The sequence below is a fragment of the Phenylobacterium sp. genome, assembly GCF_046590535.1.
Taxonomy (GTDB): domain Bacteria; phylum Pseudomonadota; class Alphaproteobacteria; order Caulobacterales; family Caulobacteraceae; genus Phenylobacterium.
Genome location: NZ_JBKJTG010000251.1, coordinates 52,165 through 76,785, shown reverse-complemented (window position 1 = coordinate 76,785; position 24,621 = coordinate 52,165). Strand labels below are relative to the sequence as shown.

The following is a 24,621-nucleotide window of genomic DNA, read 5'->3' as shown; positions in this document are numbered from 1 at the left end:
CACTCGCAGGGGCAGCAGCCGCATCAGTCCGGGACCAGTCTGTAGCCGACACCGCGCACCGTCTGCAGGTAGCGCGGCGCCTTGGGGTCGTCCTCGATCTTGCGCCGCAGCCTCGTCACCTGCACGTCCACGGCGCGGCCCGAGGGATCGACGGTGTCGCGGGCCAGCTCCAGGCGGTCGACGGGTTCGTGCGGGCTGCGGGAGAGCTGGCGCAGCAGGGCGACCTCGGCCTCGGTCAGGCGCACCGGCTCGCCGTCGCAGGTGAGTTCGCCGCGGTCGGGCTCGAAGCGGCAGCGGCCCAGCGACAGGCTGGCCCCCGGCGTCGGGCGATCCTGGGCGCGCCGCAGGATCGCCTCGATGCGCAGCAACAGCTCCTCGGGCTCGAACGGTTTGGGCAGGTAGTCGTCGGCGCCGAGCCTCAGGCCCTCGATGCGGTCCTCGGGCTCGCCGCGGGCGGTGAGCATCAGCACTGGCGTGCGCCCCGAGGGCCCGCGCTGCTCGCGCAGCCAGCGGGTGAGGGAAAACCCGTCCTCGCCCGGCATCATCACGTCGAACACCGCCAGGTCGAAGTCCAGGGTGGCGATCAGCCGACGGGCCGGTGCGCCGCCGGAGGCCGCAGTGACCCGGAAGCCGGCGCGAGCCAGGTACTCTTTGAGCAACTCGCGGATGCGGTCATCGTCGTCGACGATCAGCAGGTGGCGGCCGCGCCGGGCGGGATCGGCAAGGCTCATGCGACGCCGCCAATTCGTTTGACGCGGGCGGCGGCGGGGGCTTCAAGAGGAGCCTTCTGAAAGGAGGTCACCCTCTCATGTCTCTCGTTCCCTTCGACGACCGCGATGGATGGATCTGGCTGGACGGCCAGTTCGTGCCCTGGCGCGAGGCGACGGTGCACGTACTGACCCACGGCCTGCACTATGCCTCGGCCGTGTTCGAGGGGGAGCGGATGTACGGGGGGGAGATCTACGAGCTGACGGCGCATACGGAGCGTCTCTTTCAGTCCGCCGAGATCCTGGACTTCGAAATCCCGTTCACGGTGGCCCAGATCGACCAGGCCTGCAAGGACACCTGCGCCAAGAACGGCCTCACCGACGCCTACGTCCGCCCGATCGCTTGGCGCGGCTCGGAGATGATCGGGGTCTCGGCCCAGAACACCAAGATCCACGTGGCCATCGCCGTGTGGGACTGGCCGAGCTACTTCAAGCCGGAAGAAAAGGCCAAGGGGATCCGCATGTGCTGGGCCAAGTACAAGCGCCCGTCGCCCGAGACTGAGCCGGTGCACGCCAAGGCCACCGGCCTCTACATGATCTGCACGATCTCCAAGCACGCCGCGGAGAAGGACGGCTACACCGACGCCATGATGCTGGACTGGCGTGGCTACATCGCCGAATCCACCGGCTCCAACGTGTTCTTCGTGAAGGACGGGGCGCTCCATACGCCGACCCCCGACTGCTTCCTGAACGGCATCACCCGCCAGTCGGTGATCCGTCTGGCCCGCGAGAAGGGCTTGGAGGTGGTGGAGCGCCACATCAGGCCGGAGGAGCTGGCCGGTTTCTCCGAGTGCTTCGTGGTGGGCACCGCCGCGGAGGTCACCCCGGTGGCGCAGATCGGCGAGTACAGCTTCCGGCCCGGCGCCATTTCCCTGAGCCTGATGGATGACTACGCCCGCATGGTGCGGCGCGAACTGGTCAGCGCCTGATCCCTTCCTCCCCCTCCGCTCAGACGGCGGGGGAGGAAAGGTCTGCCTACGCCAGCCAGGTGTGGGGGCGCGGATAGGGCTCGTCGCGGGCCAGGTAGACCACGCCGACGATCAGGCGGATGGCGAACCAGACGCCCAGCAGGCTGAGGATCAGACCCCCCACCAGCACCAGGGGAATGCCCACCAGGATGATGCTGAGCGGGATGCCGAACAGCAGCAGGCAGCCGCCGAGGATCGCCCAGCCGATCCCCATCCAGAAGGTGCGGATCAGAAAGTCGTAGTGGGTCTGCGTCCGGGCGCCGGCGGACCCGCGCGCCGAATAGGCGATGACCAGCCCGATGAGCGCGGTCACGCCCGTGGCGAAGGCAAGAAAGTACAGCCCATAGACCACCGCCGGCATGGTGCGGTCTTCCACAGCCCCGAAACCCAGTCGATCCGACATTTGTTGGCCCTCCGTCCCGGCGCGATCATGCGCCCCATTGATGTCGGAACGGAAGAGGCGGACGTAAAGGGGCCGCCTCAGCGGACCAGGGTGATCTCGACGCCGGCGCCCACGGCGTCGGGCGCCAGGGCCAGGGGCTTTTCCACCCGCACCCGGGCCCGGGTCACCCGCGGATCGGCCAGGCAGGCCCGCGCCAGCCGTTCGGCGAAGGTCTCCACCAGTTCGATATGGCCCTGGGCGGCCACGGCGCGGGCGGCGTCCAGGATGGTCTCGTAGTTCAAGGTGTCGGCCAGCCGTTCGGCGCCGGCCGTGGGCACGTCCAGCTCCACATCGACCACCAGGGGCTGCACCCGGCCGATCTCGTGGCGATAGACGCCGATCTCGGCCTGCACCTTCAGGCCGGTGACGAACACCTTGGTCATCACCACGCGGGCCTCAGGCAAGGTGCTGTCCCGCGTCGACGGCGATCATCTGGCCGGTGACCGAGGGCGCGTCGATCAGGTAGCGCAGGGCTTGGGCGATCTCCGCCGGGGTCACCGGGCGGCCCAGCAGGGTGGCGGCGGCTTCCGCGGCGAAGGCGTCGGCATCCTGGTGGATCGAGGGCAGGGTGGGGCCGGGCCCGATGGCGTTCACCCGGATGCGGGGGCCCAGGGCCCTGGCCAGCATGCGGGTGGCGTCCCACAGGGCGGCTTTGCTCAAGGAATAGGAAAAGAACTCCGGCGTCGGGTCGAGCACCCGCTGGTCGAGGATGTTGACGATCAGGCCGTCACGGTCGGCGGGCAGGCGCCTGGCGAACACCTGGGCCAGCACCAGGGGCGCGCGCAGGTTGGTCTCCATGTGCAGGTCCCAGGAGGCGCGGTTCATGGCCGCGAAGGCGTCGTCCTCGAAGACGCTGGCCGAATTGACCAGCAGGGTGACGGGGCCCAGTTCGGCCTCCGCCTCGCCCACCAGGGCCACGGTGGTGGATTCCCTGCGCAGGTCGCAGGCCAGGATCACGGCCTTGCGGCCCCGGGCGCGGACGTCGGCCGCGGCGGCCTCGGCCTCGTCGCCGGGCGAGCGCACATGGATGGCGACGTCGAAGCCGGCCTCGGCGGCCTGGGCGACCAGGGCCCGGCCAATCCGCCGCGCGCCGCCGGTGACCAGCGCCGCGCCACGGCTAGCCATGGGGCAGGCTCCCGTTCAGCTCAGTCGAACCGGCCGAACTCGAAATAGTTGAGCGCGGCGAACACGATGAGGAAGATGCCGATGGCGTAGATCCCGATCATGGGGACTCCGGAAAAACCAATGCCCGGGCTTTAGCGAGGCTGGCCCATACCTGCAAGCCGGCTTGTCCTCGCGCCAAAGACACGGTCAAGTTTCGCCGACGCCCGCGGGAAGGACCCGACCATGCCGCCGCAGCCCATTCCCACCCAGGCCTTCGAGAAGATCGCCATGGGCATCGACCGGCCGGAGGATGTGGTGGTGTCCAAGGACGGCCGCATCTTCGCCGCCGACCACCAGTGCGCGGTGGCCGAGCTCCTGCCCGGTGGGGCCTTCCGCCGGATGGGGCCCAGGGGCGGCGCGCCCAACGGGATCAACATGGACGCCCAGGGGCGCATCGTGATCGCCAACTTCGGTATCTATGACCGCGAGGATGGCCCCCTGCAGCGGTTCGACCCCGCCACCGGTCTCCATGAGACCCTGCTGGCCGAGGTGGAAGGCCTGCGGCTGACCTCGTCGAACTATCCGGTGATCGACCGGGCCGGGAACATCTGGTGCGCCAACTCCACCCATGCGGAGACCTGGCCCCAGGCGCTGGACGGGCGCGCGGACGGCTTCATCTTCGTGCTGCGACCCGATGGCTCGGCGTCGGTGGTGGCGAAGGGCCTGAAATTCCCCAACGGCATGGCCCTGTCGGCCGACGAACGGTTCCTCTACTGCGCCCAGACCAGCGGCGCCGACGTGCTGCGCTTCCCGGTCTTGGCAGAGCAGCTGCTGGGCAAGGGCGAGCGCTACGGCCCGGAGCTTGGATTGCTGCAGCGTCCGGGCGAGCCGGCCCCTGAGCATGGCGCCCTGGGCTACACCGACGGGATCGGGTTCGACGCTGACGGCAACCTGTGGGTCTGCTTGCCGGCGGCCAACAAGGTGGTGGCGATCACGCCGCGGCAGGAGGTGGTGACGGTGATCCACGATCCCTCGGGCCAGACCGTCAACCACCCCACCAACGTCACCTGGGGCGGCGGCGACCTGAAGGACCTCTACATCGGCTCGATCCGCGCGGATTATGTGCTCAAGGTGAGGTCCCCGGTTGCGGGACAGCCACAGGTGCATCAACTGTAATTCGCGAAGGGGCTTCCCCCCTTATCGCCGATCACTAAAATGAGCGTTTGAACTCGGGGCGCGGCACAAGCTCCGGCCGGCACAACGAAGCTTCAGGAGGAAACCATGCGCGAGTACCTTAAGTTCTACATCGACGGTAAGTGGGTCGACCCGGTCGTCCTGAAGACGCTGGACGTCGAGAACCCGGCCACCGAGCAGGTGGTCGGCAAGATCGCCCTGGGCGCCGCCGCCGACGTGGACAAGGCCGTGATGGCCGCCCGCCGGGCCTTCGAGAGCTGGTCGCAGACCAGCCGCGAAGAACGGCTGGAAGTCCTCGGACGCATCCTCGCCGAGTACCAGAAGCGCTTCGGCGACCTGGTCACCGCGGTGACCGAGGAGATGGGCGCCCCCGCCTCGCTGGCGCAGCGCGCGCAGGTCCCGGCCGGCATGGGCCACCTGGCCACCGCCGCCGCTATCCTGAAGGACTTCAAGTTCGAGGACGACCGCGGCCAGACGATGATCGTCAAGGAACCGATCGGCGTCTGCAGCTTCATCACCCCCTGGAACTGGCCGCTGAACCAGATCGCCTGCAAGGTGGCCCCGGCCATCGCCACGGGCTGCACCATGGTGCTGAAGCCTTCGGAAGTGGCCCCGTTCTCCGGCCAGATTTTCGCCGAGATCATGCATGCGGCGGGCGTCCCGGCCGGCGTGTTTAACCTGGTCCACGGTGACGGCCTGGGCGTGGGCGTGCCGCTCTCCACCCATCCGGAAGTGGACATGGTCTCCTTCACCGGCTCGACCCGGGCCGGCATCGAGGTCGCCAAGAACGCCGCCCCCACCGTCAAGCGCGTGCACCAGGAACTGGGCGGCAAGAGCCCCAACATCGTCCTGGACGACGACGTGCTGGCCAAGAGCGTCGCCCGCGGCGTGCAGCACGTGATGACCAACTCCGGCCAGTCCTGCAACGCGCCCACGCGGATGCTGGTCCCCACCAAGCGCATGGGCGAGGCGATCACCGCCGCCAAGGAAACCGCCGAGACGATCACGGTGGGCGACCCCAACGGCAACGCCATGCTGGGCCCGGTGGTCTCCAAGGTGCAGTTCGACAAGATCCAGGCCCTGATTCAGAAGGGCATCGACGAGGGCGCCACCCTGGTCACCGGCGGCGTCGGCCGGCCGGACGGCCTGGACAAGGGCTACTTCGTGAAGCCCACGGTGTTCGCCAACGTCACCAACGAGATGACCATCGCCAAGGAAGAGATCTTCGGCCCCGTGCTCTCGATCCTCGGGTACGACAGCCTCGACCAGGCGATCACCGTTGGTAACGACACCGAGTACGGCCTGGCCGCCTATGTGAACGGCGCCGACCTGGAGCAAGCCCGCAAGGTCGCCTCGCGGCTGCGCGCCGGCCAGGTGTCGATCAACGGTGGGTCCGACATGACCGCGCCGTTCGGCGGCTACAAGATGAGCGGCAACGGGCGCGAGTGGGGCGACTACGCCTTCCACGAGTTCCTGGAGACCAAGGCGATCCTCGGCTACGCGCCGAAGCAAGCCGCGGAATAGACCGCAGCGCCACGGCAAGGGGCCGCCCGCAGGGCGGCCCCTTCTTCGTTCTGGGGGACCCCTCATGCTCGACCCGCTCTTCGCCGCGATGATCGCCGAACAGGCCAAGGCCCTGGAGGACCAGCCGCAGCCGGCGCTGGACGACCTGCCGCCGGACATGATCCGCGCCGGCTATCGGATGCAGCGCCAGGCGCAGGACCAGAACGCGCCGAGGGACGTGGCGGCCCGCGACCTGCGGGTCGGCGGCGCCTCGGGCGAGATCGCGGCCAGGCTCTACACCCCGGCGGGCGCCGGGGCGCAGACCCCCGGCCTGGTCTATTTCCACGGCGGCGGCTTCGTGATCGGCGACCTGGAGACCCACGACGGCCACTGTCGCCGGCTGGCGGCGGGGTCCGGCGCGCGGGTGCTGGCGGTGGACTATCGGCTGGCGCCCGAACACCCGTTCCCGGCCGGCCATGACGACGCCCTGGCGGCGACCCGGTGGGCCTTCGACCATGCCGCGGAGATCGGCTTCGACCCGTCCCGCATCGCGGTGGGCGGCGACAGCGCCGGCGGCAACCTGGCAGCCTCGGTGGCGCTCGACCTGAGGGACGACGCGGCGCGCAAGCTGGCGTTCCAACTGCTGCTCTACCCCGGCATCTGGCCTGACGCCGAGACCGCCTCGCGCCGTGACCTGGACGGACCGATCCTGACCAAGGCGGCGATCGCCTGGTTCGACAAGTGCCTGGCGGCGATCACCCACAAGGACGTCCACCGGGCCATGCTGGGGCGCGCCAAGGATCTGGCGGGCGTGGCGCCGGCGCTGGTGGTGACGGCGGGCTACGACCCGTTGAAGGATGAGGGCCGCGACTACGCCCTGCGCCTGCGGGCCGCCGGGGTGGGCGCCGAGCACGTGGACTACCCCGCCCTGGTCCACGATTTCTTCCTGATGGCCGATGTCTCGCCGGCGGTGGCGCAGGCGGCCGCCGAGACGGCCGCGGCTCTCAAGGTCGCCCTGGGCTAGTCGTCCAGGTAGGTCTCGGTCCGGGCGCCATCGAGGCGACGGATCCTCAGCGTCTCCAGGGTTTCCAGGGGCAGCAGGCGGGCGTTGACGCCCATGCGCCCCAAGGACCGATCGACAGGGCTCCAGTGGGTTAGGCAGCCGCATTGGCGGCACCGGTGGAACTCGATCGCCCGGTCGTTCCACATGTAGACGTCGGTCGCGCCCATGGCCGAAAGGTCCACGTCGCCGGGCGCGTAGTAAGCCCACAGCACCCCGTACCGGCGGCAGATCGAGCAGTTGCAGTCGGTGACCGTGGCCGGCGCCTGGGCCAGGGTGATCGCGCAGACGCCGCAATGGCAGGTGGCGGTGATCGGCATGGCTAGACTGCGTCCCGCCGGGCCTGACACCAGCCCAGCACGGCCATGCCCACCGCCGCCGAGGCCAGCGAGCCCATCAGCACGCCGATGCGCACCTGGGTCTGCGCCAGGGCGTCGGTCTCCGGGAAGGCCAGGGCGCCGATGTAGAAGCTCATGGTGAAGCCGATGCCGCAGAGCACCGAGACACCGAACAGCTCCAGCCACGTCGCGCCGGTGGGCCGGCGCACCAGCTTCAGCCCGATCATCAGCGACGCCGCGCCGAACACGCCCACCGCCTTGCCGACGAACAGCGCGGTGGCGATGCCCAGGGCGATGGGCCCGGTGAAGGCCGCTGGCGGCAGGCCCTGCGCCGAGAAGCCCGCGGCGGTGAAGGCGAACAGCGGCAGGATCAGGAAGGCCACGTAGGGATGCAGCGCGTCCATGAGTTCCTGCAGCACGCCCTGGCCGCCTGGGCGCTTGGGCTCCAGCGGAACGCACAGGGCCGCGGCGACGCCGGCGAGGGAGGTGTTGACCCCCGACTTCAGGGTGAAGCCCCAGAGCAGGATCGCCCCTACCGCCCAGAACACGTAGGGCGCGCCGCGCCAACGGGACATGGCCCCCAGCACGGCCAGGGTCGCGGCGGCGCCGGCCAGCATCCAGGGGCGGATGTCGGACGTGAACAGGACGGCGATCAGGACCACCGCAGCCAGGTCGTCGGCGATGGCCACGGTCAGCAGGAAGATGCGCAGGGTCGGCGGCAGGCGGGCGGCCACCAGCGACAGGGCGGCCAGGGCGAAGGCGATGTCGGTGGCGGCCGGGGTCGGCCAACCCTGCGGCGATCCCCCGGGTCCGGCGTTCAGCGCCAGGTAGATGGCCGCCGGGACCGCGACGCCCCCCAGCGCCGCCACCACCGGCAAGGCCAGCCTGCGGGGGTTGGAGAGCTCGCCGCGTAGAACCTCGTACTTGATCTCCAGGCCGACGATGAAGAAGAAGATCGGCATCAGCGCGGTCTTCACCCAGCCGCCCAGGGACATCTGTTCGGAGAACGGGCCGAGCTGGACGAGGATCGGGTAGTCGACGATCAGGGCGTAAGAGCCGGCCGCCGGTGAATTGGCCCAGGCGATGGCCAGGAACGCACCGGCCGCCAGCAGCAGGCCGGACCCGGTCTCGGTCTTCAGGAACTCAAGGGTGGACCGCGTCGACATGGGCCTTGCCTATCATGGGCGGGCGGGGCCGCCACCCTCCAGCCAAGCCAGAGCGCCCGTGGCGGCGCCGACGCCGGTGGCGAAGCTCGCCTGCAGCAGATAGCCCCCGGTGGGCGCCTCCCAGTCGAGCATCTCACCGGCCACGAAGACCCCCGGCCGGGCCCGCAACATCAGGGCTGCGTCGAGGCCCGCGAAGGCCACGCCGCCCGCCGTGGAGATGGCCCGGCCGATCGGCTGGACGCCGGTGAGCTTGATCGGGACCCACTTGACCGCCCGGGCCAGCGCCCCTGGCTCCGACGGCAAGGCGACCCCATGGCCCTCGCGCAGCAGGCTGGTCTCGGCGGGCGACAGATTGAGGGTGCGGCGCAGGCGGTGGCTGGCGGTCTCGCCCTGCCGCGTTGCGGCGAGCCTGCCGGTGAGCTGGCCGACGCTTTGGTCGGGCCGCAGATCGACCTCCAGCAGGGCCCCGCCGTCCGCCGCGATCGCGTCGCGCAGCGGGGCGGCCAGCGCATAGAGGGCCCCGCCTTCCAGGCCATAGGCGGTGATCATCACCTCGCCGCGGGCGCCCCGTCCGGCATGGGCGAGGGCCAGGCCCTTCAGCGGCGTCCCGGCGAAACGGTCGCGGAACAGGGGGCTCCAGGCCACGTCGAAGCCGACGTTGGCCGGCTGCAGCGGCGTGACCGCGATCCCCTCCGCCGACAGCACAGCTGTCCAGGCCCCGTCGGACCCGAGCCTGGGCCAACTGGCGCCGCCCAGGGCCAGGACCGTGACCTCGGGGCGCACGGCGGGCGCCTCGGCGAAGGTGAGGGCCCCGGCTGCGTCCCAGCCCGTCCAGGTGTGGCGGGTGCGGATCTCGACGCGCAGGGCCTCCAGCCGGCGAAGCCAGGCGCGCAGCACGGGCGAGGCCTTCAGGGCCTTGGGAAACACCCGGCCGCTGGAGCCGACGAAGGTGGGCTGGCCCAGGGCCTCCACCCACGCCACCAGCGCGGCCGGCGGGAACGCCTCCAGCGCGGGCTGTAGCGCCGGCGCCTCGCCATAGCGCGGAAGGAAGCTTTCGAAGGGCTCGGCGTGGGTCAGGTTCAATCCCCCGCGGCCGGCCATCAGCAACTTGCGCCCCGGCGAGGGCATGCGCTCGAACACGGTCACCCGAACACCCGCCGCGGCCAGCACCTCGGCGGCCATCAGCCCGGCGGGGCCCGCGCCGATCACGGCGGCGGTGCGGGGCTGGGGGGCTGGCTGAGGCGCGCGCGTCATCGGGCGAGCCTTAGGCGCACGGGACGGCTGGGCAAGCTTAAGTGTGGCGCCAGCGGAACAGTAAGCGCGCCCCGGCGTTCGGAACCTCGGGAAACTTCAGGAGCACTCCATGAACAGCATCATCTATATCGTCGGTCTCGTCGTCGTCGTCCTGGTCGTCCTGGGCTTCTTCGGGCTGCGCTGATCGGTTGCCCTGGAGGGCGCGGCGGTCCATCTGCCTCTAGATGCCCGTCTCGCCCGCCTACCGGCCCGACCCCAAGTTCCAGGTGCTCGGCCCCGAGTTCGCCGATCCGGTGCTGGCCGAGGCCTTTCCGCAGACCGACCTCCGCTTCCGCAATCACCGGGCCGCGCAGAGCGTCGGCCTGGAGACGCTGAGCGACGCCGAGTGGATCGCCCACTTCGGCCGCTTTGAGCCTTTGCCCGGAAACCTCGATCCGCCGCTGGCGCAGCGCTATCACGGCCACCAGTTCCGCACCTACAACCCCGAAATCGGCGACGGCCGCGGCTTCGTCTTCGCGCAGCTTCGCGAGGCCGGGTCCGGCCGGCTGCTCGACCTGGGGACCAAGGGCTCGGGCCGCACGCCCTGGTCGCGGTCCGGGGACGGGCGGCTGACGCTGAAGGGCGGGGTGCGCGAGGTGCTGGCCACGGCGCTGCTGGAGGCCCTGGGCGTGCCCACCTCGCGCTCGTTCTCCCTGGTGGAGACCGGCGAAGATCTGGTGCGCGGCGACGAGCCCAGCCCGACGCGATCCGCGGTGCTTGTGCGCCTGTCGCACAGCCACATCCGCTTCGGGACCTTCCAGCGGCACGCCTTCTTCGAGCGGCCGGACCGGGTCACGGCGCTCACCGACCATGTGCTCGAAAACTACTATCCTGAGCAGGCCGACGCTGCCGACCGCCCGGCCGCGTTGTTGCTGGCTGTGGTCGCGCGGATGGCCAGGCTCACCGCGCGCTGGATGGCGGCGGGATTTGTCCACGGGGTGCTCAACACCGACAACATGAGCCTGACCGGGGAGAGCTTCGATTACGGGCCCTACCGGTTCCTGCCGCAATCCGATCCGAACTTCACCGCCGCCTATTTCGACCACCAGGGCCTGTACAGCTTCGGGCGCCAGCCGGAAGCGGTGTTCTGGAACCTGCAGCAACTGGCCGGCGCGCTCAGCCTGACGACGGAGACCGACCTCCTGGTGGCGGCGCTCAACGGCTTCGGCCCGGCCTATCGGCTGGAACTGGTGAGCGCGATGCTGGCCAGGCTGGGCGTGCGGCAGCGGGGCGACGAGATGGACGCCGCCCTGGTGCAGGCCGCCTTCGCCGCCCTGGCCGAAGGCGGCGAGGCCCTGCGGTGGGAGCCGTTCTTCTTCGACTGGTTCTGCGGCGACGCCGGCCGCGCCCTGGCGGGTCCGCGGGGCGGGCTCTACGCCGGCGAGGGGTTCGCCGCTTTCCGCGCGGCGATCGGCGCCTATGAGGCCGACCGTCCGGAGCGGCTGGCTGATCCGCGGTTTGCCCAGCCTGATCCCGAGGAACTGCTCTACGACGAGATCGAGGCCATCTGGGCGCGGATCGCGACGGACGACGACTGGTCGGCGTTCCACGCCAAGCTTGGCGCCATCGAGACCCAGCGGGTCGCCTGGGGCCTGCCCGCCCAAGGAACCTGAGTCTTCCGACAGCGGTTGCGTCGCCATGAAAGCCGCGCTCGTCTGGACCCTGGTGGTGCTGCCGATCCTGTTGCTGGGTTACTTCGTGGGACTGATCGGCTGAGGCCCAGCCCCGGGCCGCGTAACCCACTGCGCCAGGACGACCCCGGCCAGGGCGACGCCTGCGCCCACCCCCTGCAAGGGGCCCAGGGCCTCGGCGAACAGCACCCAGCCCAGGTAGCCGGCCACGATGGGTTGGACCAGCACCACCACCGAGGCGGTGGACGTGGGCAGCCGTCCCATGGCCCAGGCGATCGAGCCCTGACCGGCCACGTGCATCAGCCCCAGGCCGATACAGGCCGCCCACCCGCCGGCTGAGCCGGGGATGATCTGCTCCCCAAGCACCAGGGCGGCCGCTAGCAAAAGCGGCGTGCCGGTGAGGCTTGACCAGTACATCAGGCGGCTGGCGCCCTCTCGCTTGCGGCCCTCGCCGATGGCCAGGAAGTAGAGGGCGTACCAAAGGGCGGTGGTGGCGGACAGCGCGTTGCCCAGCGGCGGATCGATCAGCCGGTCGCCGCCGCCCTTGCTCATGGCCATCAGCCAGGCGCCGCTGACGGCGATGGCCACGGCCAGCACAAACAGGGCCCGCGGCCGCTGCCGCAGGAAAATCCAGGCGAACGCCGTGACCACCACCGGGGTCAGGTTCGACAGCACCGTGGCGTTGGTGACGGAGGTGTATTTGATCCCGTAGTGCCAGAAGCCCAGGTCGAGGGCGAACATCAGGCCGGCGAACAGCGCCAGGCCCGATGGACGCCCCAGGGGCCCCGAGGTCCGCACCGTCATGATCGACAGCAGCGGGAGCGCGAAGGCCAGCCGCCAGAACCCGGCCGCCGCCGGGCCGGTGTCGGCAAGCCGCGCCAGGATCGGCGACAGGCCGATCACGCAGGCGCCGAACACCAGCACCGCCAGCGCCTCCCAGCGCGGCCTGCCCGTGGCGGCCGTAGCCTCAATCAAAGCCCATCTCCCGTCGAATCTCCGTGGGCGTCATACCGCGCGCACGCAGCTCGCGCAGCGTCTGGGCCTGGTCGCGCTTGGCGAACCGCTTGCCATTGGGAGCCGTGAGCAGGCGGTGGTGGCGATAGACCGGCGTTGGCAGGCCCAGCAGGGCCTGCAGCAGGCGCTGCACATGGGCGGCCTCGAACAGGTCCTGGCCGCGGATCACCTGGGTCACGCCTTGGCGCGCGTCGTCGCAGACCACCGCCAGGTGATAGGCGACCCCCAGGTCCTTGCGGCCCAGCACCACGTCGCCGCCGAGTTCCGGCCGCGCCACGATCTCGCCGTGCTCCCCGCCGGACCCCTGGCCCAGCTCGATGAAGGCTAGTCCGCCAAAGCCGCCCAGGGCGCGTTCCGCCGCCTCCAGGGAGAGGCGCCAGGCAAAGGCCTCGCCGGCGTCGAGGCGTCGGGCTTCCTCTCCAGGCGGCAGGGCCTGGCCGCGGAACACCTCCATGGCGCCGTGCGGGGCGCCGCCGATCTCCCCGGACACCTCGCGACGGGTGCGAAAGCAGCGATAGACCAGGCCGCGGCCAGCCAGATCGCGCAGGGCGTCGGCGTAGTCGCTCAGGTGGTCGGACTGTCGCCGGACGGGTTCCTCCCACTGGAGGCCCAGCCAGGCCAGGTCCTCGAGGATGGCGGCCTCGAACTCAGGCCGGCAGCGGCCGGCGTCGATATCCTCGATGCGCAGCAGAAAGCGCCCGTGGGCCTGGCGGGCGGCGGTCTCGGCGGTCAGTGCGGAAAAGGCGTGGCCCCGGTGCAGGTAGCCGGTGGGCGAGGGCGCGAAGCGGGTGACGAAGGGCAGGGCCACCCGGCGGCTCCATCTTCAAAAGTTTAGAGCGTGACGAGCGCCGAAACCGGCATCCACTTTCGGCTGTCACGCTCTACCGGCGATGGTCGCCCTGGAACAGGCCCACGTGGTTGAGCACCGCGTAGAGGAAGGCCTTCTCGCCGCCGAGGGTCTCCTTGAGGTGATCGAACTGCTTGAATCCGGCCATCTCAGCCAGGCCGTGGGCGGCGCACCAGGCGGCGGTGGTGGTCAACTCCAGTTCGACCGCATTGTCAGGGTCGGCGCCCATCTCGATCATGGTGTCGCGCACCTGGCAGTAAGCGCTGTCCTCACCCTCGTCGGGGAGGGCTTCCTTGTCGCGGGCCGCGTCGTACATCACCCGGTAGAGCGCCGGGTTCTCGCGGGCGAAACAGACGTAGGCGATGCCCAGCGAGGTGAGCTGGTCCTTCGGCGCGGCCTTGGCCTTGGACTCGACCATGGCCTGGTCGAGCATCATCCAGCCTTCCTGCGCCACCGCGTCCAGCAGTTCGCCCTTGTCCTTGAAGTGGTGGTAGGGCGCCGCCGGACTGACCCCGGCTTCGCGGGCCACGGCGCGCAGGGACAGCGCATTGGGCCCCTCGGCCTCCAGCAGGCGGCGGGCGGCGTCGATCAGCCCGCGACTGAGGTCGCCGTGGTGATAGGGCCGGGCTTCGACGGCTTGAGATTCTCTCATCACGCTCACCATAAATCTCAATCTAGGCGCCGTAAAGATGATCTTGACGCCGCTCAGATCGACGCTATCTTAGCGTTGTTAAAATAAGAAACGTCCCGGCTCCCTCCGGGTTCAAACTCAAAGGTGTGTGTCATGACTCTCCCGCAGTTCGAACGCATTTTCGACCGGCTCACCCCGGCTTTCCTGCTGTTCCTCGGCTTCACCGCCGCGGCGGCTACGGCGGCCCTGGGCTTCTGAGGCTCCCCGACCTCTGTCGCACGGCCAAGGGCCCCCTCGCGGGGCCCTTTTTCGTCGCGGGGTCCCGAGCCGCCTCAATTACCCATGCAAAAACGCATAACAGTACAGCGTAAATGTGTATCTAGACAGCGTTCAGATAAGTGCTATCTAAACATCGTCCAGTTGGACAGGCGGCCCGGATGGACCGGACCGCAAACCCGAAGAAAGGACTACCCCATGTCGATCCAGATTAACCGCATCCTCGATACCCTGGCTGCCTACGCGATCGTCGGCCTGGCCCTGACGCTGGCCGGCGCCACCGCCATCGTCGGCGCCTGATTGATGCGAAGCCGCTGAGCCTCGTCCGTTCAAGACCGTGGGCGAGGCGACGGCTCCTGGGAACCCAGCGTCATGGAGATGTCTCCGAATCTCCCCTATAGTTCCCCCATCGTCATAGCTCCGGCAGCAGGGGTTTGGTCTTCAGTCCCAAGACGAATTGCATAGACGCCCAAGGGCGTTCCGGGAGGCCCGGCCATGCAGGTGCTTAGCCGCGCGCCCTCTGGCTGGCCCTGCCTGGTGCTGAACGCGGACTACCGGCCGCTCAGCTACTATCCCCTGTCGCTGTGGCCGTGGCAGGAGGTGATCAAGGCGGTCTTCCTTGACCGCGTGGACGTGGTCTCCACCTACGATCAGGTCGTCCACTCGCCCTCCTTCGAGATGCAGCTGCCCAGCGTCGTGTCGCTGAAGCACTACGTGACCCAGGACCGGCCGCCGGCCTTCACGCGGTTCAACCTCTTTCTGCGCGACGCCTTCTGCTGCCAGTACTGCCGGGCCGCTGAGGAATTGACCTTCGACCATGTGATCCCGCGCTCGCGGGGCGGGCGGACCACCTGGGAGAACATCGTCACCGCCTGTGCGCGCTGCAACCTGACCAAGGGCGGGCGCACCCCGCACCAGGCCGGCATGCACCCGCGCCATAAGCCACGCCGGCCCACGGCCTACGAGCTACAGCAAAGCGGCCGCCGGTTCCCACCTCACCACCTGCACGAGAGCTGGCTCGACTACCTCTACTGGGACATCGAGCTGGAGGCTTGAGGCGGCACGGCTGCGCCGCGCGCCCGTTCCCCAGAGCGTTCAGCTTAACTTCCCACCGCCGCCCGGCCGATGTCGCGGGGGAAGTTCTCGCGGGCGTTGACCTTCGGCATCGGCCCGTCGGGGACAGGCACGCCGAGGAATTCGCACAGCGGCGCCCAGCCCTGGGTGACCTCGTAGACCAGCAGGCGTTCCGGCGCGATCACCTCGCGGACCCGGGCGTTGTGCGCCTTGAACACCGAGATCACGTGGTCCTTGTCATGCATCCGCCGGTCGAACAGGCCGTAGACCACCTTGAGGATCATGCGCTCGAACGGATCCTCGGTGGCCGGGTCGATCTCGCGGGCGAAGATGGTGGCCTGGGTTGAGGCGAACCAGGTCTCCGGGTCGCGCTCGGTGAGGATCACCCTGGCCTCGGGGTAGGCCTCAGCGAGCTCGCGGTAGAAGGTGGCGTTGGGCCAGTCGACGGTGGACCGGTAGCCTTCGAATATCCGCGCCCAGTCGACCGGTCCGCCGTCGGCGGCGGCTTCCCACCAGCCGAAGGCCGACGGATTCTTGAACACTTCCATCATGTGATAGCAGGGGCCGAAGCCGAGCTCCTCGAGGGCGAGCTTCAGGGAAAGCGTCCCCGTGCGGCCGAACCCGGCCCCGATCACCGACAGCGTCATCGCGCGCCTCCCACCTGCCTGCCGGCCAGCCTGCGCCGGCAAAGTGGGCAGGTCCAGCGGCGTCGAACTCAGGGCTTCGTGCCCGCGATCCAGGCGGAGATCAGCGCCACGCCCTCGTCGTGCCGCAGGGACCGGCTGAGCTCGGGCATCATCACGCCGGGCTCGGTGGAGACCATGCGGTGCAGCAGGATCGAGTCCTGCGGGCGTCCCGGCGCGATGGACACCTCCAGGCCGCCGGACCCGCGGCCGGCCGCCACCGGGCGCTTGTCGACCCCCAGCGCGCCGGGACGGGTCTCCTCCAGCTGCAGGAAGAGGCCGCTGTTGGAGGCGATGCCCGTGGGGCTGTGGCAGTGGGCGCAGTTGCTGTCGAGGTAGGCCCGGGCCCGCGCCGCCAGGGGCTCGGCGGGGGCGTCCCAGACGGCGGTGCGCGGCGCCTTGCCCGGGTCCGGCGCGCCCGCCAGGAGGCCCGCCCGCCGCCAGCGGACCAGCTGGTTCTCCCGCCCGTCGGCATAGGCGAAGTCGCCGTTGAGGTTGCGGCCCTTGGGCCCGATGGGCGTCAGCACGCCTAAGACCTGATGGCACTCCTTGCACTGGTTGGTGTTGGGCACGGCATAGTCCACCTGGCGGGTGGCCCCGGCCAGGTCGATGAAGCTGACGTCCAGCCGCGCGCCGGCGCGCTTCAGGACCGCCTCAGTCTGCTGGACGTTCCAGACATAGGTGAGCGCCGTCCAGCCCTCGCGCCGGCGGATCAGCAGGCGGGTTTCCAGCCGGCGGATTTTCTCGGCCGGGCGGCGCAGGTCGGCGGGATAGGCGAAGGTCTTGACCAGGGTCGCGCCCACCGGGAACTCGAACGCCGCATCGGCCCGGTACTGCGCCCGGGTTCCCGGCGGCAGGTAGAGGAAGCGTTCCTTCTCGGCGTAATCGCTGAACAGCGGCGTGTTCAGGCCATAGGGCGTCAGCCCGGCGTTCGGCCGCGCCCCGGCCTGGTCGGTGAACAGGCGGTAGGCGTCCAGGGTTGGCTCAGGCGTGGGGGCCAGGAGCCGGTCGAGGGCCACCGGCGGGGTCTGGGGCGCCGCGCCGGTCAGCAGAGCCGCAGCCGCCAGGGCCGCCAGGCCCAGCCTCATGCGCCCAGCGCGGCCTGCGCGGCGGGCAGCACGACGGCCTTGGGCTCCGGCAGGACGGCGTCGCCGTAGGTGGCCGTCACCTCCGGATTGGCCTTGTCCATGGCGCCGGGCGCCGGCAGCCGAAGGTTGGCGACGGGACCGTCGGAGAGCCGCAGGCGGACCGGCTCCGTCGTGCCGGGGAAGGTTGTGACCCCGTCCCACATCACCGGTGGCACGCTTCCGCCCATGGCCTTGGCCAGCATGGCGCCGCCATCGAACTTGGGGTCCCAGCCGTTGCGGCCGATCTTGTTATCGCGCACCACGATGTCGCGCGGCAGGGGGTTATAGGTCTTGTCGTCGAACTTGAAGCGATAGGCGACCAGGGTCACCGCGGTGGACTGGTTGCCGCTGATCTCGTTGTCGAACAGGTGCACGTTGCGGTTGGCCATCACCATGATGCCGGTGCCCATCGGCACGCCGGCGACGATATTGCCCTTGGGCGCGAAGTTTGGCGTGTCGTTGTCGACCACCTTGTTGCGGAACACCCGGGTGGAGTGACCGCCCATCTGCGGCAGGCCGGGCAGGTCGAAGATCAGGATGCCGCCGGTGTTGTGGGTGGCGACGTTGTCGAACACGTCGGCGTTCATCGAGTTCTCGATCTCGATGCCGGCCACGTTGAACTCGGCGCGGCTGCGCTTGACGATGATGTTCTTCGACTGTCCCACATAGATGCCGGCGTCCGACGCGCCCTTTACCACCACCTTGTCGATCAGCACATTGGTTGAGGTCACCGGATAGACGCCATAGGCGCCGTTGGTTTCCTTCGGCCCCCCGGTCCATTCCACCCGCAGGTTCACGAAGCTGATCTGGTCGGCGCCCTTGGACTTGATCCCATCGCCGCGGCTGTCCTCGATGGCGAAGTCGCGCACCGTGACCCGGTCCGAGGTGATCAGCAGGCCCTCGCCGGCGCCCTTCTGGCCCTTGAACGACAGGATGGTGGCGCCCGGCCCCGCGCCCTGGACGGTGACCCCGTCGATGTCGAGGGAGAGGCCGTCGGTGAGTTCGTAGCGGCCGGCCGCCAGGCGCACCACGTCCCCGGCCTTGGCGTCCAGCAGCGCGGTCTGCAGCCGCTCCTGGGCGTTGGGGCCGGGGCCCACCGCCAGGGTCGCGGCCTGGGCGGCGCCGGCGATCAGGGTGGCGGCCGTGGCGCCCATCAGCGCGGCGCGTAGCTTCAGCATGGTGGTTCTTCCCGGATTGGCCGGCGTCGTCTCGCGCCGCTCACCGCAAGGGTGGCGCCATTCCCGCGGCTCACGCAACCGCCGGGTTGGCCAGCGCATAGGCGTCAATGGCCGCCAGGTGCGCCGCGATCTCCGGCGGCGCCAGGAACGAGCCGGTGAAGCTGTTCCGGGCCAGGGTGATCAGCGCCTCGCGGGTCAGGTCCAGGGCGCCCGCCGTGGCGGTCCAGTTCTCGCCAAGATAGCCGCCGAAATAGGCCGGGTCGTCGGAATTGATGGTCGCCTTCAGCCCCAGGTCCAGCATCCGCTTCAAGGGGTGCGTCGCCAGGTCGTCGACCACGCATAGCTTGAGGTTGGAGAGCGGGCAGACCGTCAGGGTCATGCCGTCGGCCACCAGCCGGGCCACCAGCCGGTCGTCCTCAAGCGAGCGGTTGCCGTGGTCGATGCGGTCCACCCGCAGCTCGTCCAGCGCCTCCCAGACATAGGCCGGCGGGCCTTCCTCGCCGGCGTGGGCGACCAGCTTCAGCCCGCGCTCACGCGACGCCGCATAGACCTTGGCGAACTTCGTGGGCGGGTGGCCGACCTCCGACGAATCCAGGCCGACGCCGGCGATCCGGTCGAGGTAAGGCTCAGCCTGGCGCAGGGTGGTGAAAGCCTCGTCCTCGGAAAGATGGCGCAGGTAGCAGAGGATCAACTTGGAGGAGACGCCCAGGCTGGTCCCGGCCTCCGCCATCCCGGCCAGCAGGCCGTCGGCGGCCACGGCGAAGGGGATGCCCCTGGCCGTGTGGGTCTGCGGGTCGAAGAACAGCTCCACGTGGCGCGCCCCATCGTCCGCCGCGCGCCGGAAGTAGGCCAGCGCCAGGTCGCGGAAGTCCGCCTCGGTCCGCAGCACGTCGGCGCCCTGGTAGTAGATGTCCAGGAAGTCCTGCAGGTTGGAAAAGGCGTAGGCCGCGCGGACCTCTTCCACCGACTTGAACGGCAGGTCGATGCGGTTGCGCCGGGCGAATTCGAACATCTGCTCAGGCTCGAGGCTGCCCTCGATATGCAGGTGCAGCTCGGCCTTCGGCAGGCCGGCGATGAACTCGGCGCGGGTCATCGTGGGCATGTTGTCAATGGGCCTCCGCTGCGAGGGCGGCCGGCTGCAGCGACAACGGCAGGCGCACCGTGAACGTGGCGCCTTCGCCGATCTTGCTGGCCACTTCAATATCACCGCCCATGCGGTCGACGAGACGCCGTGAGATGGCGAGGCCCAGTCCCGTTCCGCCAAACTTCCGGGTGATCGACGCGTCCGCCTGGACGAACCGCTCAAAGACCTGGTCGACGCGGTCGGGCGCTATGCCGATGCCGGTGTCCACCACCGCGATGGTCAGGGTCTCGGCCTGCCGGCGCAGGCAAACTGTGATGGAGCCCTTCTCGGTGAACTTCACGGCGTTGCTGACCAGGTTCAGGACCACCTGCCGCAGCCTCGCCGGATCCGCCAGCACCTTCGGCAGGTCAGCCTTCGATTCCATGGTCAGCACGAGACCCTTGGCGGCAGCCTGTTCGGCCAGCATCTCAAGGACACCGGCCACCACCTCCCGCGGGTCCGTCGCCTCCGGCTTGATCGACAGTTCGCCGGAGTCCAGGCGGGCGAGGTCGAGGACGTCGTTGACGATGGTCAGGAGGTTGTTCGACGCCGCGCCGATCCGCTCAGTGAAGCGCCGCTCCCTCTCACCCAGGGTGGGGGAGGCGCCCAGGATGCCCGCGAACCCGATGATGCTGGTGAGCGGCGAGCGCAGCTCATGGCTCATGTTGGCCAGGAACTCGGTCTTCGCCGCGGCCCCGGCCTCGGCGGCGTCGCGCGCCTCGGCGAGCGCGCGTTCGTTCGCCTTACGCAGGGAGATGTCGCGCACCACGTCCTGGAACTCGACGAACGTCCCGTTCTCATAGATCGCCCGCGGATGCCCCTCCAGCCAGATCGGTTCCCCGGTCTTGCGGAAGGCCCGGTACTCGAAGCGGATCGGCTCCGCGCCTTCCCCCGCCGCCATGTAGTCCCGGAACATGCGCATGATGTGGGGCACGTCGTCCTTGTGCATGAACTCGCTGGTATGGCGCCCGACCAGCTCCTCGGGCCGGTAGCCCAGCACGCGGTAGATCGCCGGTGAGATGAACGTGAAGATGGCGTTCTTGCCGTAGCAGCCGATCACGTCGCTCGAGTTCGCGGCCAGCAGGCGGTAGCGCGCCTCGCTGGCCTCAAGGGCCTCCTCGGCCGCCCGTCGCAGGGTGATGTCGCGCAACTGGGTGACCAGGCCGCTGATGGAGCCATCGGCCTCGCGCAACATGCTCGGGTTGCCCTCCACCCACGCATAGTCGCCCTGGCGGGTGCGCACGCGATAGCTGCGTTCCTTCGCCGCCCCCGCTTCGCCGCCCTGCATCAGCCCGGCGAGCTGGGTGGTGATCCTGGACAGGTCGTCAGGGTGGACCAGGCTGAGCCCGGGCTGCCCGACCAGGTCCTCAGGAACATAGCCGAGTTGGCTGACCGACGGAGAGGCGTAGACGATGGTGTAGGTCTGATCGACTTTCAGCACCATGTCCGGCGCGGAGTCCGCCAGTTCGTGGAACATCTTCTCCCGCTCGGCGATAGCGGCGCGGGCGGTCTCGGCCTCCTTGTTGGCCAGTTCCAGCCGCTCGCGTGTCAGGCGCAGGTTCATCTCGCTGACCACGATCTCCGCCAGAATCTGGAGGCGCCGGCGCTCGGTCGGGGTGAGCGGCGGCCGCGGGTTGCGATCGATGATGCACAGCGACCCCAGCCGCTGACCGTTGGGCATGGTCAGGGGCGCGCCGGCATAGAAGCGGATCAGAGGATCGTCCAGGACCAGGGGGTTGTCGCGGAATCGCTCGTCCAGCTCCGCGTCAGGCACCACCATCACCTCGTCGGTGAGGATGGTGTGGGCGCAGAAGGCCTGCTCTCGCGGCGTTTCGTGGACGTCCAGCCCCACCATCGACTTGAACCACTGACGGTCCTTGTCCACCAGCGACACCAGGGCGATGGGGGCGTCGAACAGGTCGGCCGCCAGTTCGGTGATGCGGTCGAACACGGCCTCCGGGCCGGTGTCCAGGATCTGGTATTCCCGCAAGGTGGCGAGGCGGGCGGCTTCTGCGTCGGTCATGGGTGCGCCTGTTGCAGCCGTTCGGACCGGGGTCCGTGACGGCTTTCGTGCGGGGGTGCTATCGGTAGGTCTGGGTAGCTGGGAGCCGTCATGTCGCCGTTGAAGGTGCTGTACGTCGACGACGATGCGGACATCCGGGAAGTGGCGGAGCTGTGCCTGCAGATGGACGAGGACCTCGAGGTCCGGATCGCCGCTTCCGGTCCCGAGGCGCTCACCCTGCTCGAAAGTTGGAAAGCCGACATCGTCATGCTGGATGTGATGATGCCACAGATGGATGGGCCGATGCTGCTGGCCGAGATCCGTGCGCGCGCCGGCGTCCAGCCCGCGGCGCTGTTCATCACCGCGCGCGTGCTGCCCGATGAACTGGCGCAGCTGATGGCCCTGGGCGTGGCCGGGGTGATCACCAAGCCCTTCGACCCGATTGGGCTGGCGGCCGAGGTCCGGCGCCTGGCTGGCCTGTGAGCGATCCGATGGCTCCGCTCAGGGCCCGCTTCCTGGCCAGGGCCGCGGACGATCTGGCGAAGCTGCGGGGCGGGCTTGAGCCCGAGGCGGCGGGGGTGCTCATCCACCGGCTCTCCGGCACGGCGGGCGTGTTCGGCTTCGATGAGTTGAGCCGCTTGGCCGGCGCCGTCGACGACCGCCGGCACGCCGGTCAACCGGACGCGGCCGAGATGGCGGCCCTGCTGCGCGAGCTGGAGTCCGTTTGCCTCAAGCACGGGTGAATCCTCGCCGGGTCATGGTCCCCCAGCCGTGCTGCCGGGTGATGAACTGCCAGGTTCCGTGAAGTCGCCAAAGGTTGTTGAGCTGCCGGTAGCCGAAGTTCTCAATGATGGCGGCGAACATCAGAAGCACGAGGTTGCGGACCAGCGGGAAGCGACGCAGCTCGGTTTCCTCCAGCGCCAGGGCGCCGATACTGAGCATGACCCCGAAGCCGAAGCTGATCGCCAGGAAGGCGTACAGATAGTCCACGTGAAGGACGCCCAGCAGCCAAAGGGCGGGGACCAACATGTAGCCCGCCAACTCGACGAAGGGCCCCAGAACATCGACCAGAAGGATATAGCCGAAACCCAAGAGACCGACCCGGCCATAGCGCGGATTCAGGACCATCGCCCTGTGGCGCACGAAGGTCTCCAGCGCCCCGCGGTGCCAGCGGGCCCGTTGGCGCCCCAGCACGGAGAGGGTCTCGGGGGCCTCTGTCCAGCAGACGGGTTCGGGGACGAAGGCGATGCGATAGGGGCGTTTCGCGCGCCGGAAGTGGCGGTGCAGCTTGACCACCAACTCCATGTCTTCGCCCACCGTCCCCAGGCTGTAGCCGCCCACCTCGAGGACCGCGTCGCGGCGGAACAGCCCGAAGGCGCCGGAGATGATCAGCAGCGACCCCATCTCGCTCCAGGCCAGGCGCGCCATCAGGAAGGCGCGCAGATACTCGATGGTCTGCAAGAGAGCTAGCAGGTTGCGGGGGGTGCCCACCCGCGTGACCCGGCCGTGCTGGATTTTGCAGCCGTTGACCACGCGCACCGTCCCGCCGGCCGCCACCACCCGCTGTGGATCCTCGACGAACGGCCGCACCCCGCGCAGCAGCGCGTCCGGCTCCAGCAGGGAGTCCGCGTCCATCGAGCAGACGATGGGGGCCCGGGAGAGGTTGATGGCGGCGTTGAGCGCGTCCGCCTTGCCACCGTTCTCCTTGTCCGCCACGAGCAGTCTGGGTTGGTGCGGCGAGCCATAAAGTCTACGAATGCGGGCATGGGGCGCGACGGTGTCGTAGCTGCGCTCCACCGGCGCCAGGTCGAACGCGGCGATCAGCGCCGCCAGGGTTCCGTCCTTCGACCCGTCATTGACGACCACGACCTCGAAGGTCGGATACTGCAGAGCCAGCAGGGAGCGCAGGCTTTCAACGATCGACATTTCCTCGTTGTAGGCGGGCACCAGAAGACTGATGGGCGGCGCGTTCTCCGCATAGCGGCGCCACAGCTGCGCCGGCTCGACCGCGCCGCGGGTCCGCCGAAGCGCCACGCCGGCCACTACCAACTGCAGAAGGTGGAAGGCGTTCTGGGCAACGCCTGCGGCGATGACGAACCCGGCGACGGACTCCGCGGACCGGGTCAGCACGAGGGCGGCGGACATGAGGTCCATCACGCCAGCCCGCGTTCGGCCAGCATCAGGGACGCCGTCTGCTCGGCCCTGGCGTCAGCGCCCAAGGCGGCCGCCCGGAGCCGCTCGAGGCCGGATTCACCCAGCTTCAGCAAGGCGCCAGCACTTTGAAACCGCACGATCCACACGCTGTCGGATAGCTGCGCCGCGAGGGGTCCGACAAGCGACGCCAGGCGCGCCTCGCCGATCGCCGCGGCCGCCGCCGACCGAACTTCCCAGGCCGGGTCCGTCAACGCCCGCTCAAGCGCGGGTTCAGCCGCGGGGTGCATCATCCGCCCTAGGGTGGAGATCGCCGCTGCCCGGACATCCGCGCGTCCGGCCTCCGCGTGAGCGTTGATGATCGGCAGGGCGGCGTAGGCCCCGGCCGCGCCCAGGCCCTCGACGATCAGGATGCGGGTCGCGGGGGCGAGGTCAGGCTGCGCCAGCACGCCCATGGCGGCCGTCGGGTCGGCCGCGATGACCAGGTGCGCCAGATCCGTCAGCGGACCGCTGTGCCGCAGTTCGCCGCGGGCGAGGTGCTGCAGCAGGCGCGCGATATCGACCTCGCCGCCGGCCTGAAGCAGCGAGCGCAGGGCGGCCAGCCGCACGGTGGCCGGACCGCGGGCGGCCGCCTGCACCAGGGCGGCGCGGGTCGCTTCGCCGGCAAAGGCGCCCAGGGCCTCGACGCTCGCCAGGCGCCCGGCCAGGGAACCGCGGTTCAGGCGCGCCGCCAGGACCTTGTCGACCCCGACGCTCTCCAGGGCGCCCAGCACGATCTCCAGATCCACCCCGCGCACCAGGGTCAGGAAGTCCAGCAGGGACTCGGCCATCAGGCGCGCCCGGCCGCGGTAGGGCGCCAGGTCCCGCACCACGTCGGAGCGGCCTTGCAGAATGCCCACGAAGCACCGCTCCACCGCCCGGCGATCCTCCGCCCGGCGGCGCGCTGCACGATCCGAGAAGACCCGCAGGACGATCAGCGCCGACATCCACAGGACCGCCGCGGCGCATAGCGCCAGGGCGACCGACCAGATGAGGCTGAGCAGGCTCAC

General features: G+C 69.7%; 25 protein-coding genes. 8 read left to right on the top strand and 17 right to left on the bottom strand.

The features are described 5' to 3' along the window. Positions 1-23: 23 nt before the first annotated feature. Entirely contained in the window at positions 24-731 is a 708-nt protein-coding gene (locus tag ACLL81_RS16060) for a response regulator (protein WP_411289370.1), read from the bottom strand. A 77-nt stretch (positions 732-808) separates the two neighbouring features. Between ACLL81_RS16060 and ACLL81_RS16055 the strand changes: the two genes are divergently transcribed. Then, on the top strand, positions 809-1,696 hold the full coding sequence (locus ACLL81_RS16055) for a branched-chain amino acid aminotransferase (RefSeq protein ID WP_411289369.1): 888 nt from the start codon (positions 809-811) through the stop codon (positions 1,694-1,696). Between the two features lie 46 nt (positions 1,697-1,742). On the opposite strand, the gene ACLL81_RS16050 is transcribed toward ACLL81_RS16055, so the two are convergent. The 3 genes from ACLL81_RS16050 to ACLL81_RS16040 form a co-directional block, all read right to left on the bottom strand. Beyond that, a complete protein-coding gene (locus ACLL81_RS16050) occupies positions 1,743-2,138 on the bottom strand; it encodes a DUF4870 family protein (RefSeq protein ID WP_411289368.1) in 396 nt (131 codons plus the stop codon). Positions 2,139-2,215: 77 nt separating this feature from the next. Then, the gene (gene folB, locus ACLL81_RS16045; protein WP_411289373.1) at positions 2,216-2,560 is read right to left on the bottom strand and encodes a dihydroneopterin aldolase; all 345 of its coding nucleotides are present in this window, start codon (positions 2,558-2,560) and stop codon (positions 2,216-2,218) included. Positions 2,561-2,573: 13 nt separating this feature from the next. Next, positions 2,574-3,302, bottom strand: a complete 729-nt coding sequence (locus ACLL81_RS16040) for an SDR family oxidoreductase (protein WP_411289367.1) — start codon at positions 3,300-3,302, stop codon at positions 2,574-2,576. Positions 3,303-3,524: 222 nt separating this feature from the next. On the opposite strand from ACLL81_RS16040, the gene ACLL81_RS16035 reads away from it, so the two are divergent. From ACLL81_RS16035 to ACLL81_RS16025, 3 genes are all read left to right on the top strand, one after another. Continuing rightward, positions 3,525-4,457, top strand: a complete 933-nt coding sequence (locus tag ACLL81_RS16035) for an SMP-30/gluconolactonase/LRE family protein (RefSeq protein WP_411289366.1) — start codon at positions 3,525-3,527, stop codon at positions 4,455-4,457. Between the two features lie 105 nt (positions 4,458-4,562). Then, positions 4,563-5,999, top strand: coding sequence for an aldehyde dehydrogenase family protein (locus ACLL81_RS16030; RefSeq protein WP_411289365.1), 1,437 nt, complete (start codon positions 4,563-4,565; stop codon positions 5,997-5,999). 64 nt (positions 6,000-6,063) lie between these two features. After that, entirely contained in the window at positions 6,064-7,002 is a 939-nt protein-coding gene (locus tag ACLL81_RS16025) for an alpha/beta hydrolase (RefSeq protein ID WP_411289364.1), read from the top strand. Here the strand turns inward: ACLL81_RS16025 and ACLL81_RS16020 are convergent. Genes ACLL81_RS16020 through ACLL81_RS16010 form a run of 3 tightly spaced genes read right to left on the bottom strand, consistent with a single transcriptional unit; the run spans position 6,999 to position 9,796 of the window. Next, entirely contained in the window at positions 6,999-7,358 is a 360-nt protein-coding gene (locus tag ACLL81_RS16020) for a GFA family protein (protein WP_411289363.1), read from the bottom strand. The two genes, ACLL81_RS16025 and ACLL81_RS16020, sit on opposite strands and share 4 nt — an antisense overlap. A gap of 2 nt (positions 7,359-7,360) precedes the next feature. Further along, on the bottom strand, positions 7,361-8,542 hold the full coding sequence (gene nhaA, locus ACLL81_RS16015) for a Na+/H+ antiporter NhaA (protein WP_411289362.1): 1,182 nt from the start codon (positions 8,540-8,542) through the stop codon (positions 7,361-7,363). Between the two features lie 12 nt (positions 8,543-8,554). Next, positions 8,555-9,796 carry an NAD(P)/FAD-dependent oxidoreductase gene (locus ACLL81_RS16010; protein WP_411289361.1) on the bottom strand — a complete coding sequence of 414 codons (1,242 nt, stop codon included), beginning with the start codon at positions 9,794-9,796 and terminating at the stop codon, positions 8,555-8,557. Between the two features lie 224 nt (positions 9,797-10,020). Here ACLL81_RS16010 and ACLL81_RS16005 point away from each other — a divergent pair, with 224 nt between their 5' ends. After that, the gene (locus ACLL81_RS16005; protein ID WP_411289360.1) at positions 10,021-11,448 is read left to right on the top strand and encodes a protein adenylyltransferase SelO; all 1,428 of its coding nucleotides are present in this window, start codon (positions 10,021-10,023) and stop codon (positions 11,446-11,448) included. Between the two features lie 78 nt (positions 11,449-11,526). On the opposite strand, the gene ACLL81_RS16000 is transcribed toward ACLL81_RS16005, so the two are convergent. The 3 genes from ACLL81_RS16000 to ACLL81_RS15990 all read right to left on the bottom strand — a co-directional run bounded on the left by ACLL81_RS16000 (position 11,527) and on the right by ACLL81_RS15990 (position 13,979). After that, entirely contained in the window at positions 11,527-12,441 is a 915-nt protein-coding gene (locus ACLL81_RS16000) for a DMT family transporter (RefSeq protein ID WP_411289359.1), read from the bottom strand. Next, positions 12,434-13,282 (bottom strand): tRNA glutamyl-Q(34) synthetase GluQRS, encoded by an 849-nt coding sequence (gluQRS, locus tag ACLL81_RS15995; protein ID WP_411289372.1) that lies wholly within the window; start codon positions 13,280-13,282, stop codon positions 12,434-12,436. The genes ACLL81_RS16000 and gluQRS overlap by 8 nt, the downstream gene beginning before the upstream one ends. Before the next feature lie 79 nt (positions 13,283-13,361). Continuing rightward, on the bottom strand, positions 13,362-13,979 hold the full coding sequence (locus ACLL81_RS15990) for a TetR/AcrR family transcriptional regulator (RefSeq protein ID WP_411289358.1): 618 nt from the start codon (positions 13,977-13,979) through the stop codon (positions 13,362-13,364). Positions 13,980-14,729: 750 nt separating this feature from the next. Here ACLL81_RS15990 and ACLL81_RS15985 point away from each other — a divergent pair. Then, complete coding sequence (locus tag ACLL81_RS15985) at positions 14,730-15,290, top strand: HNH endonuclease (protein WP_411289357.1); 561 nt, start codon at positions 14,730-14,732, stop codon at positions 15,288-15,290. Between the two features lie 44 nt (positions 15,291-15,334). Here ACLL81_RS15985 and ACLL81_RS15980 read toward each other — a convergent pair whose 3' ends face one another. The 5 genes from ACLL81_RS15980 to ACLL81_RS15960 form a co-directional block, all read right to left on the bottom strand. Continuing rightward, positions 15,335-15,955 carry a sulfotransferase family protein gene (locus ACLL81_RS15980; RefSeq protein WP_411289356.1) on the bottom strand — a complete coding sequence of 207 codons (621 nt, stop codon included), beginning with the start codon at positions 15,953-15,955 and terminating at the stop codon, positions 15,335-15,337. A gap of 68 nt (positions 15,956-16,023) precedes the next feature. After that, the gene (locus ACLL81_RS15975; protein ID WP_411289355.1) at positions 16,024-17,079 is read right to left on the bottom strand and encodes an SO2930 family diheme c-type cytochrome; all 1,056 of its coding nucleotides are present in this window, start codon (positions 17,077-17,079) and stop codon (positions 16,024-16,026) included. Then, the gene (locus ACLL81_RS15970; RefSeq protein ID WP_411289354.1) at positions 17,076-18,296 is read right to left on the bottom strand and encodes a parallel beta-helix domain-containing protein; all 1,221 of its coding nucleotides are present in this window, start codon (positions 18,294-18,296) and stop codon (positions 17,076-17,078) included. The genes ACLL81_RS15975 and ACLL81_RS15970 overlap by 4 nt, the downstream gene beginning before the upstream one ends. A 70-nt stretch (positions 18,297-18,366) precedes the next feature. Continuing rightward, a complete protein-coding gene (locus ACLL81_RS15965) occupies positions 18,367-19,389 on the bottom strand; it encodes an adenosine deaminase (RefSeq protein ID WP_411289371.1) in 1,023 nt (340 codons plus the stop codon). A 13-nt stretch (positions 19,390-19,402) separates the two neighbouring features. Then, on the bottom strand, positions 19,403-21,442 hold the full coding sequence (locus tag ACLL81_RS15960; protein WP_411289353.1) for a PAS domain S-box protein: 2,040 nt from the start codon (positions 21,440-21,442) through the stop codon (positions 19,403-19,405). Positions 21,443-21,532: 90 nt separating this feature from the next. Here ACLL81_RS15960 and ACLL81_RS15955 point away from each other — a divergent pair, with 90 nt between their 5' ends. Both ACLL81_RS15955 and ACLL81_RS15950 read left to right on the top strand, forming a co-directional pair. Next, positions 21,533-21,904, top strand: coding sequence for a response regulator (locus tag ACLL81_RS15955; RefSeq protein ID WP_411289352.1), 372 nt, complete (start codon positions 21,533-21,535; stop codon positions 21,902-21,904). An 8-nt stretch (positions 21,905-21,912) separates the two neighbouring features. Next, positions 21,913-22,164, top strand: a complete 252-nt coding sequence (locus tag ACLL81_RS15950) for an Hpt domain-containing protein (protein ID WP_411289351.1) — start codon at positions 21,913-21,915, stop codon at positions 22,162-22,164. Here the strand turns inward: ACLL81_RS15950 and ACLL81_RS15945 are convergent. Both ACLL81_RS15945 and ACLL81_RS15940 read right to left on the bottom strand, forming a co-directional pair. Further along, complete coding sequence (locus ACLL81_RS15945) at positions 22,151-23,566, bottom strand: glycosyltransferase family 2 protein (RefSeq protein WP_411289350.1); 1,416 nt, start codon at positions 23,564-23,566, stop codon at positions 22,151-22,153. The two genes, ACLL81_RS15950 and ACLL81_RS15945, sit on opposite strands and share 14 nt — an antisense overlap. Positions 23,567-23,574: 8 nt before the next feature. After that, positions 23,575-24,621: a HEAT repeat domain-containing protein gene (locus ACLL81_RS15940; protein WP_411289349.1), complete on the bottom strand. Its 1,047-nt coding sequence runs from the start codon at positions 24,619-24,621 to the stop codon at positions 23,575-23,577.

Coding starts and splice junctions, on each gene's coding strand:
- ACLL81_RS16060 (WP_411289370.1), bottom strand. CDS start 731: ATGAGCCTTGCCGATCCCGCCCGGCGCGGCCGCCACCTGCTGATCGTC.
- ACLL81_RS16055 (WP_411289369.1), top strand. CDS start 809: ATGTCTCTCGTTCCCTTCGACGACCGCGATGGATGGATCTGGCTGGAC.
- ACLL81_RS16050 (WP_411289368.1), bottom strand. CDS start 2,138: ATGTCGGATCGACTGGGTTTCGGGGCTGTGGAAGACCGCACCATGCCG.
- folB (WP_411289373.1), bottom strand. CDS start 2,560: ATGACCAAGGTGTTCGTCACCGGCCTGAAGGTGCAGGCCGAGATCGGC.
- ACLL81_RS16040 (WP_411289367.1), bottom strand. CDS start 3,302: ATGGCTAGCCGTGGCGCGGCGCTGGTCACCGGCGGCGCGCGGCGGATT.
- ACLL81_RS16035 (WP_411289366.1), top strand. CDS start 3,525: ATGCCGCCGCAGCCCATTCCCACCCAGGCCTTCGAGAAGATCGCCATG.
- ACLL81_RS16030 (WP_411289365.1), top strand. CDS start 4,563: ATGCGCGAGTACCTTAAGTTCTACATCGACGGTAAGTGGGTCGACCCG.
- ACLL81_RS16025 (WP_411289364.1), top strand. CDS start 6,064: ATGCTCGACCCGCTCTTCGCCGCGATGATCGCCGAACAGGCCAAGGCC.
- ACLL81_RS16020 (WP_411289363.1), bottom strand. CDS start 7,358: ATGCCGATCACCGCCACCTGCCATTGCGGCGTCTGCGCGATCACCCTG.
- nhaA (WP_411289362.1), bottom strand. CDS start 8,542: ATGTCGACGCGGTCCACCCTTGAGTTCCTGAAGACCGAGACCGGGTCC.
- ACLL81_RS16010 (WP_411289361.1), bottom strand. CDS start 9,796: ATGACGCGCGCGCCTCAGCCAGCCCCCCAGCCCCGCACCGCCGCCGTG.
- ACLL81_RS16005 (WP_411289360.1), top strand. CDS start 10,021: ATGCCCGTCTCGCCCGCCTACCGGCCCGACCCCAAGTTCCAGGTGCTC.
- ACLL81_RS15990 (WP_411289358.1), bottom strand. CDS start 13,979: ATGAGAGAATCTCAAGCCGTCGAAGCCCGGCCCTATCACCACGGCGAC.
- ACLL81_RS15985 (WP_411289357.1), top strand. CDS start 14,730: ATGCAGGTGCTTAGCCGCGCGCCCTCTGGCTGGCCCTGCCTGGTGCTG.
- ACLL81_RS15980 (WP_411289356.1), bottom strand. CDS start 15,955: ATGACGCTGTCGGTGATCGGGGCCGGGTTCGGCCGCACGGGGACGCTT.
- ACLL81_RS15975 (WP_411289355.1), bottom strand. CDS start 17,079: ATGAGGCTGGGCCTGGCGGCCCTGGCGGCTGCGGCTCTGCTGACCGGC.
- ACLL81_RS15970 (WP_411289354.1), bottom strand. CDS start 18,296: ATGCTGAAGCTACGCGCCGCGCTGATGGGCGCCACGGCCGCCACCCTG.
- ACLL81_RS15965 (WP_411289371.1), bottom strand. CDS start 19,389: ATGACCCGCGCCGAGTTCATCGCCGGCCTGCCGAAGGCCGAGCTGCAC.
- ACLL81_RS15960 (WP_411289353.1), bottom strand. CDS start 21,442: ATGACCGACGCAGAAGCCGCCCGCCTCGCCACCTTGCGGGAATACCAG.
- ACLL81_RS15955 (WP_411289352.1), top strand. CDS start 21,533: ATGTCGCCGTTGAAGGTGCTGTACGTCGACGACGATGCGGACATCCGG.
- ACLL81_RS15950 (WP_411289351.1), top strand. CDS start 21,913: ATGGCTCCGCTCAGGGCCCGCTTCCTGGCCAGGGCCGCGGACGATCTG.
- ACLL81_RS15945 (WP_411289350.1), bottom strand. CDS start 23,566: ATGTCCGCCGCCCTCGTGCTGACCCGGTCCGCGGAGTCCGTCGCCGGG.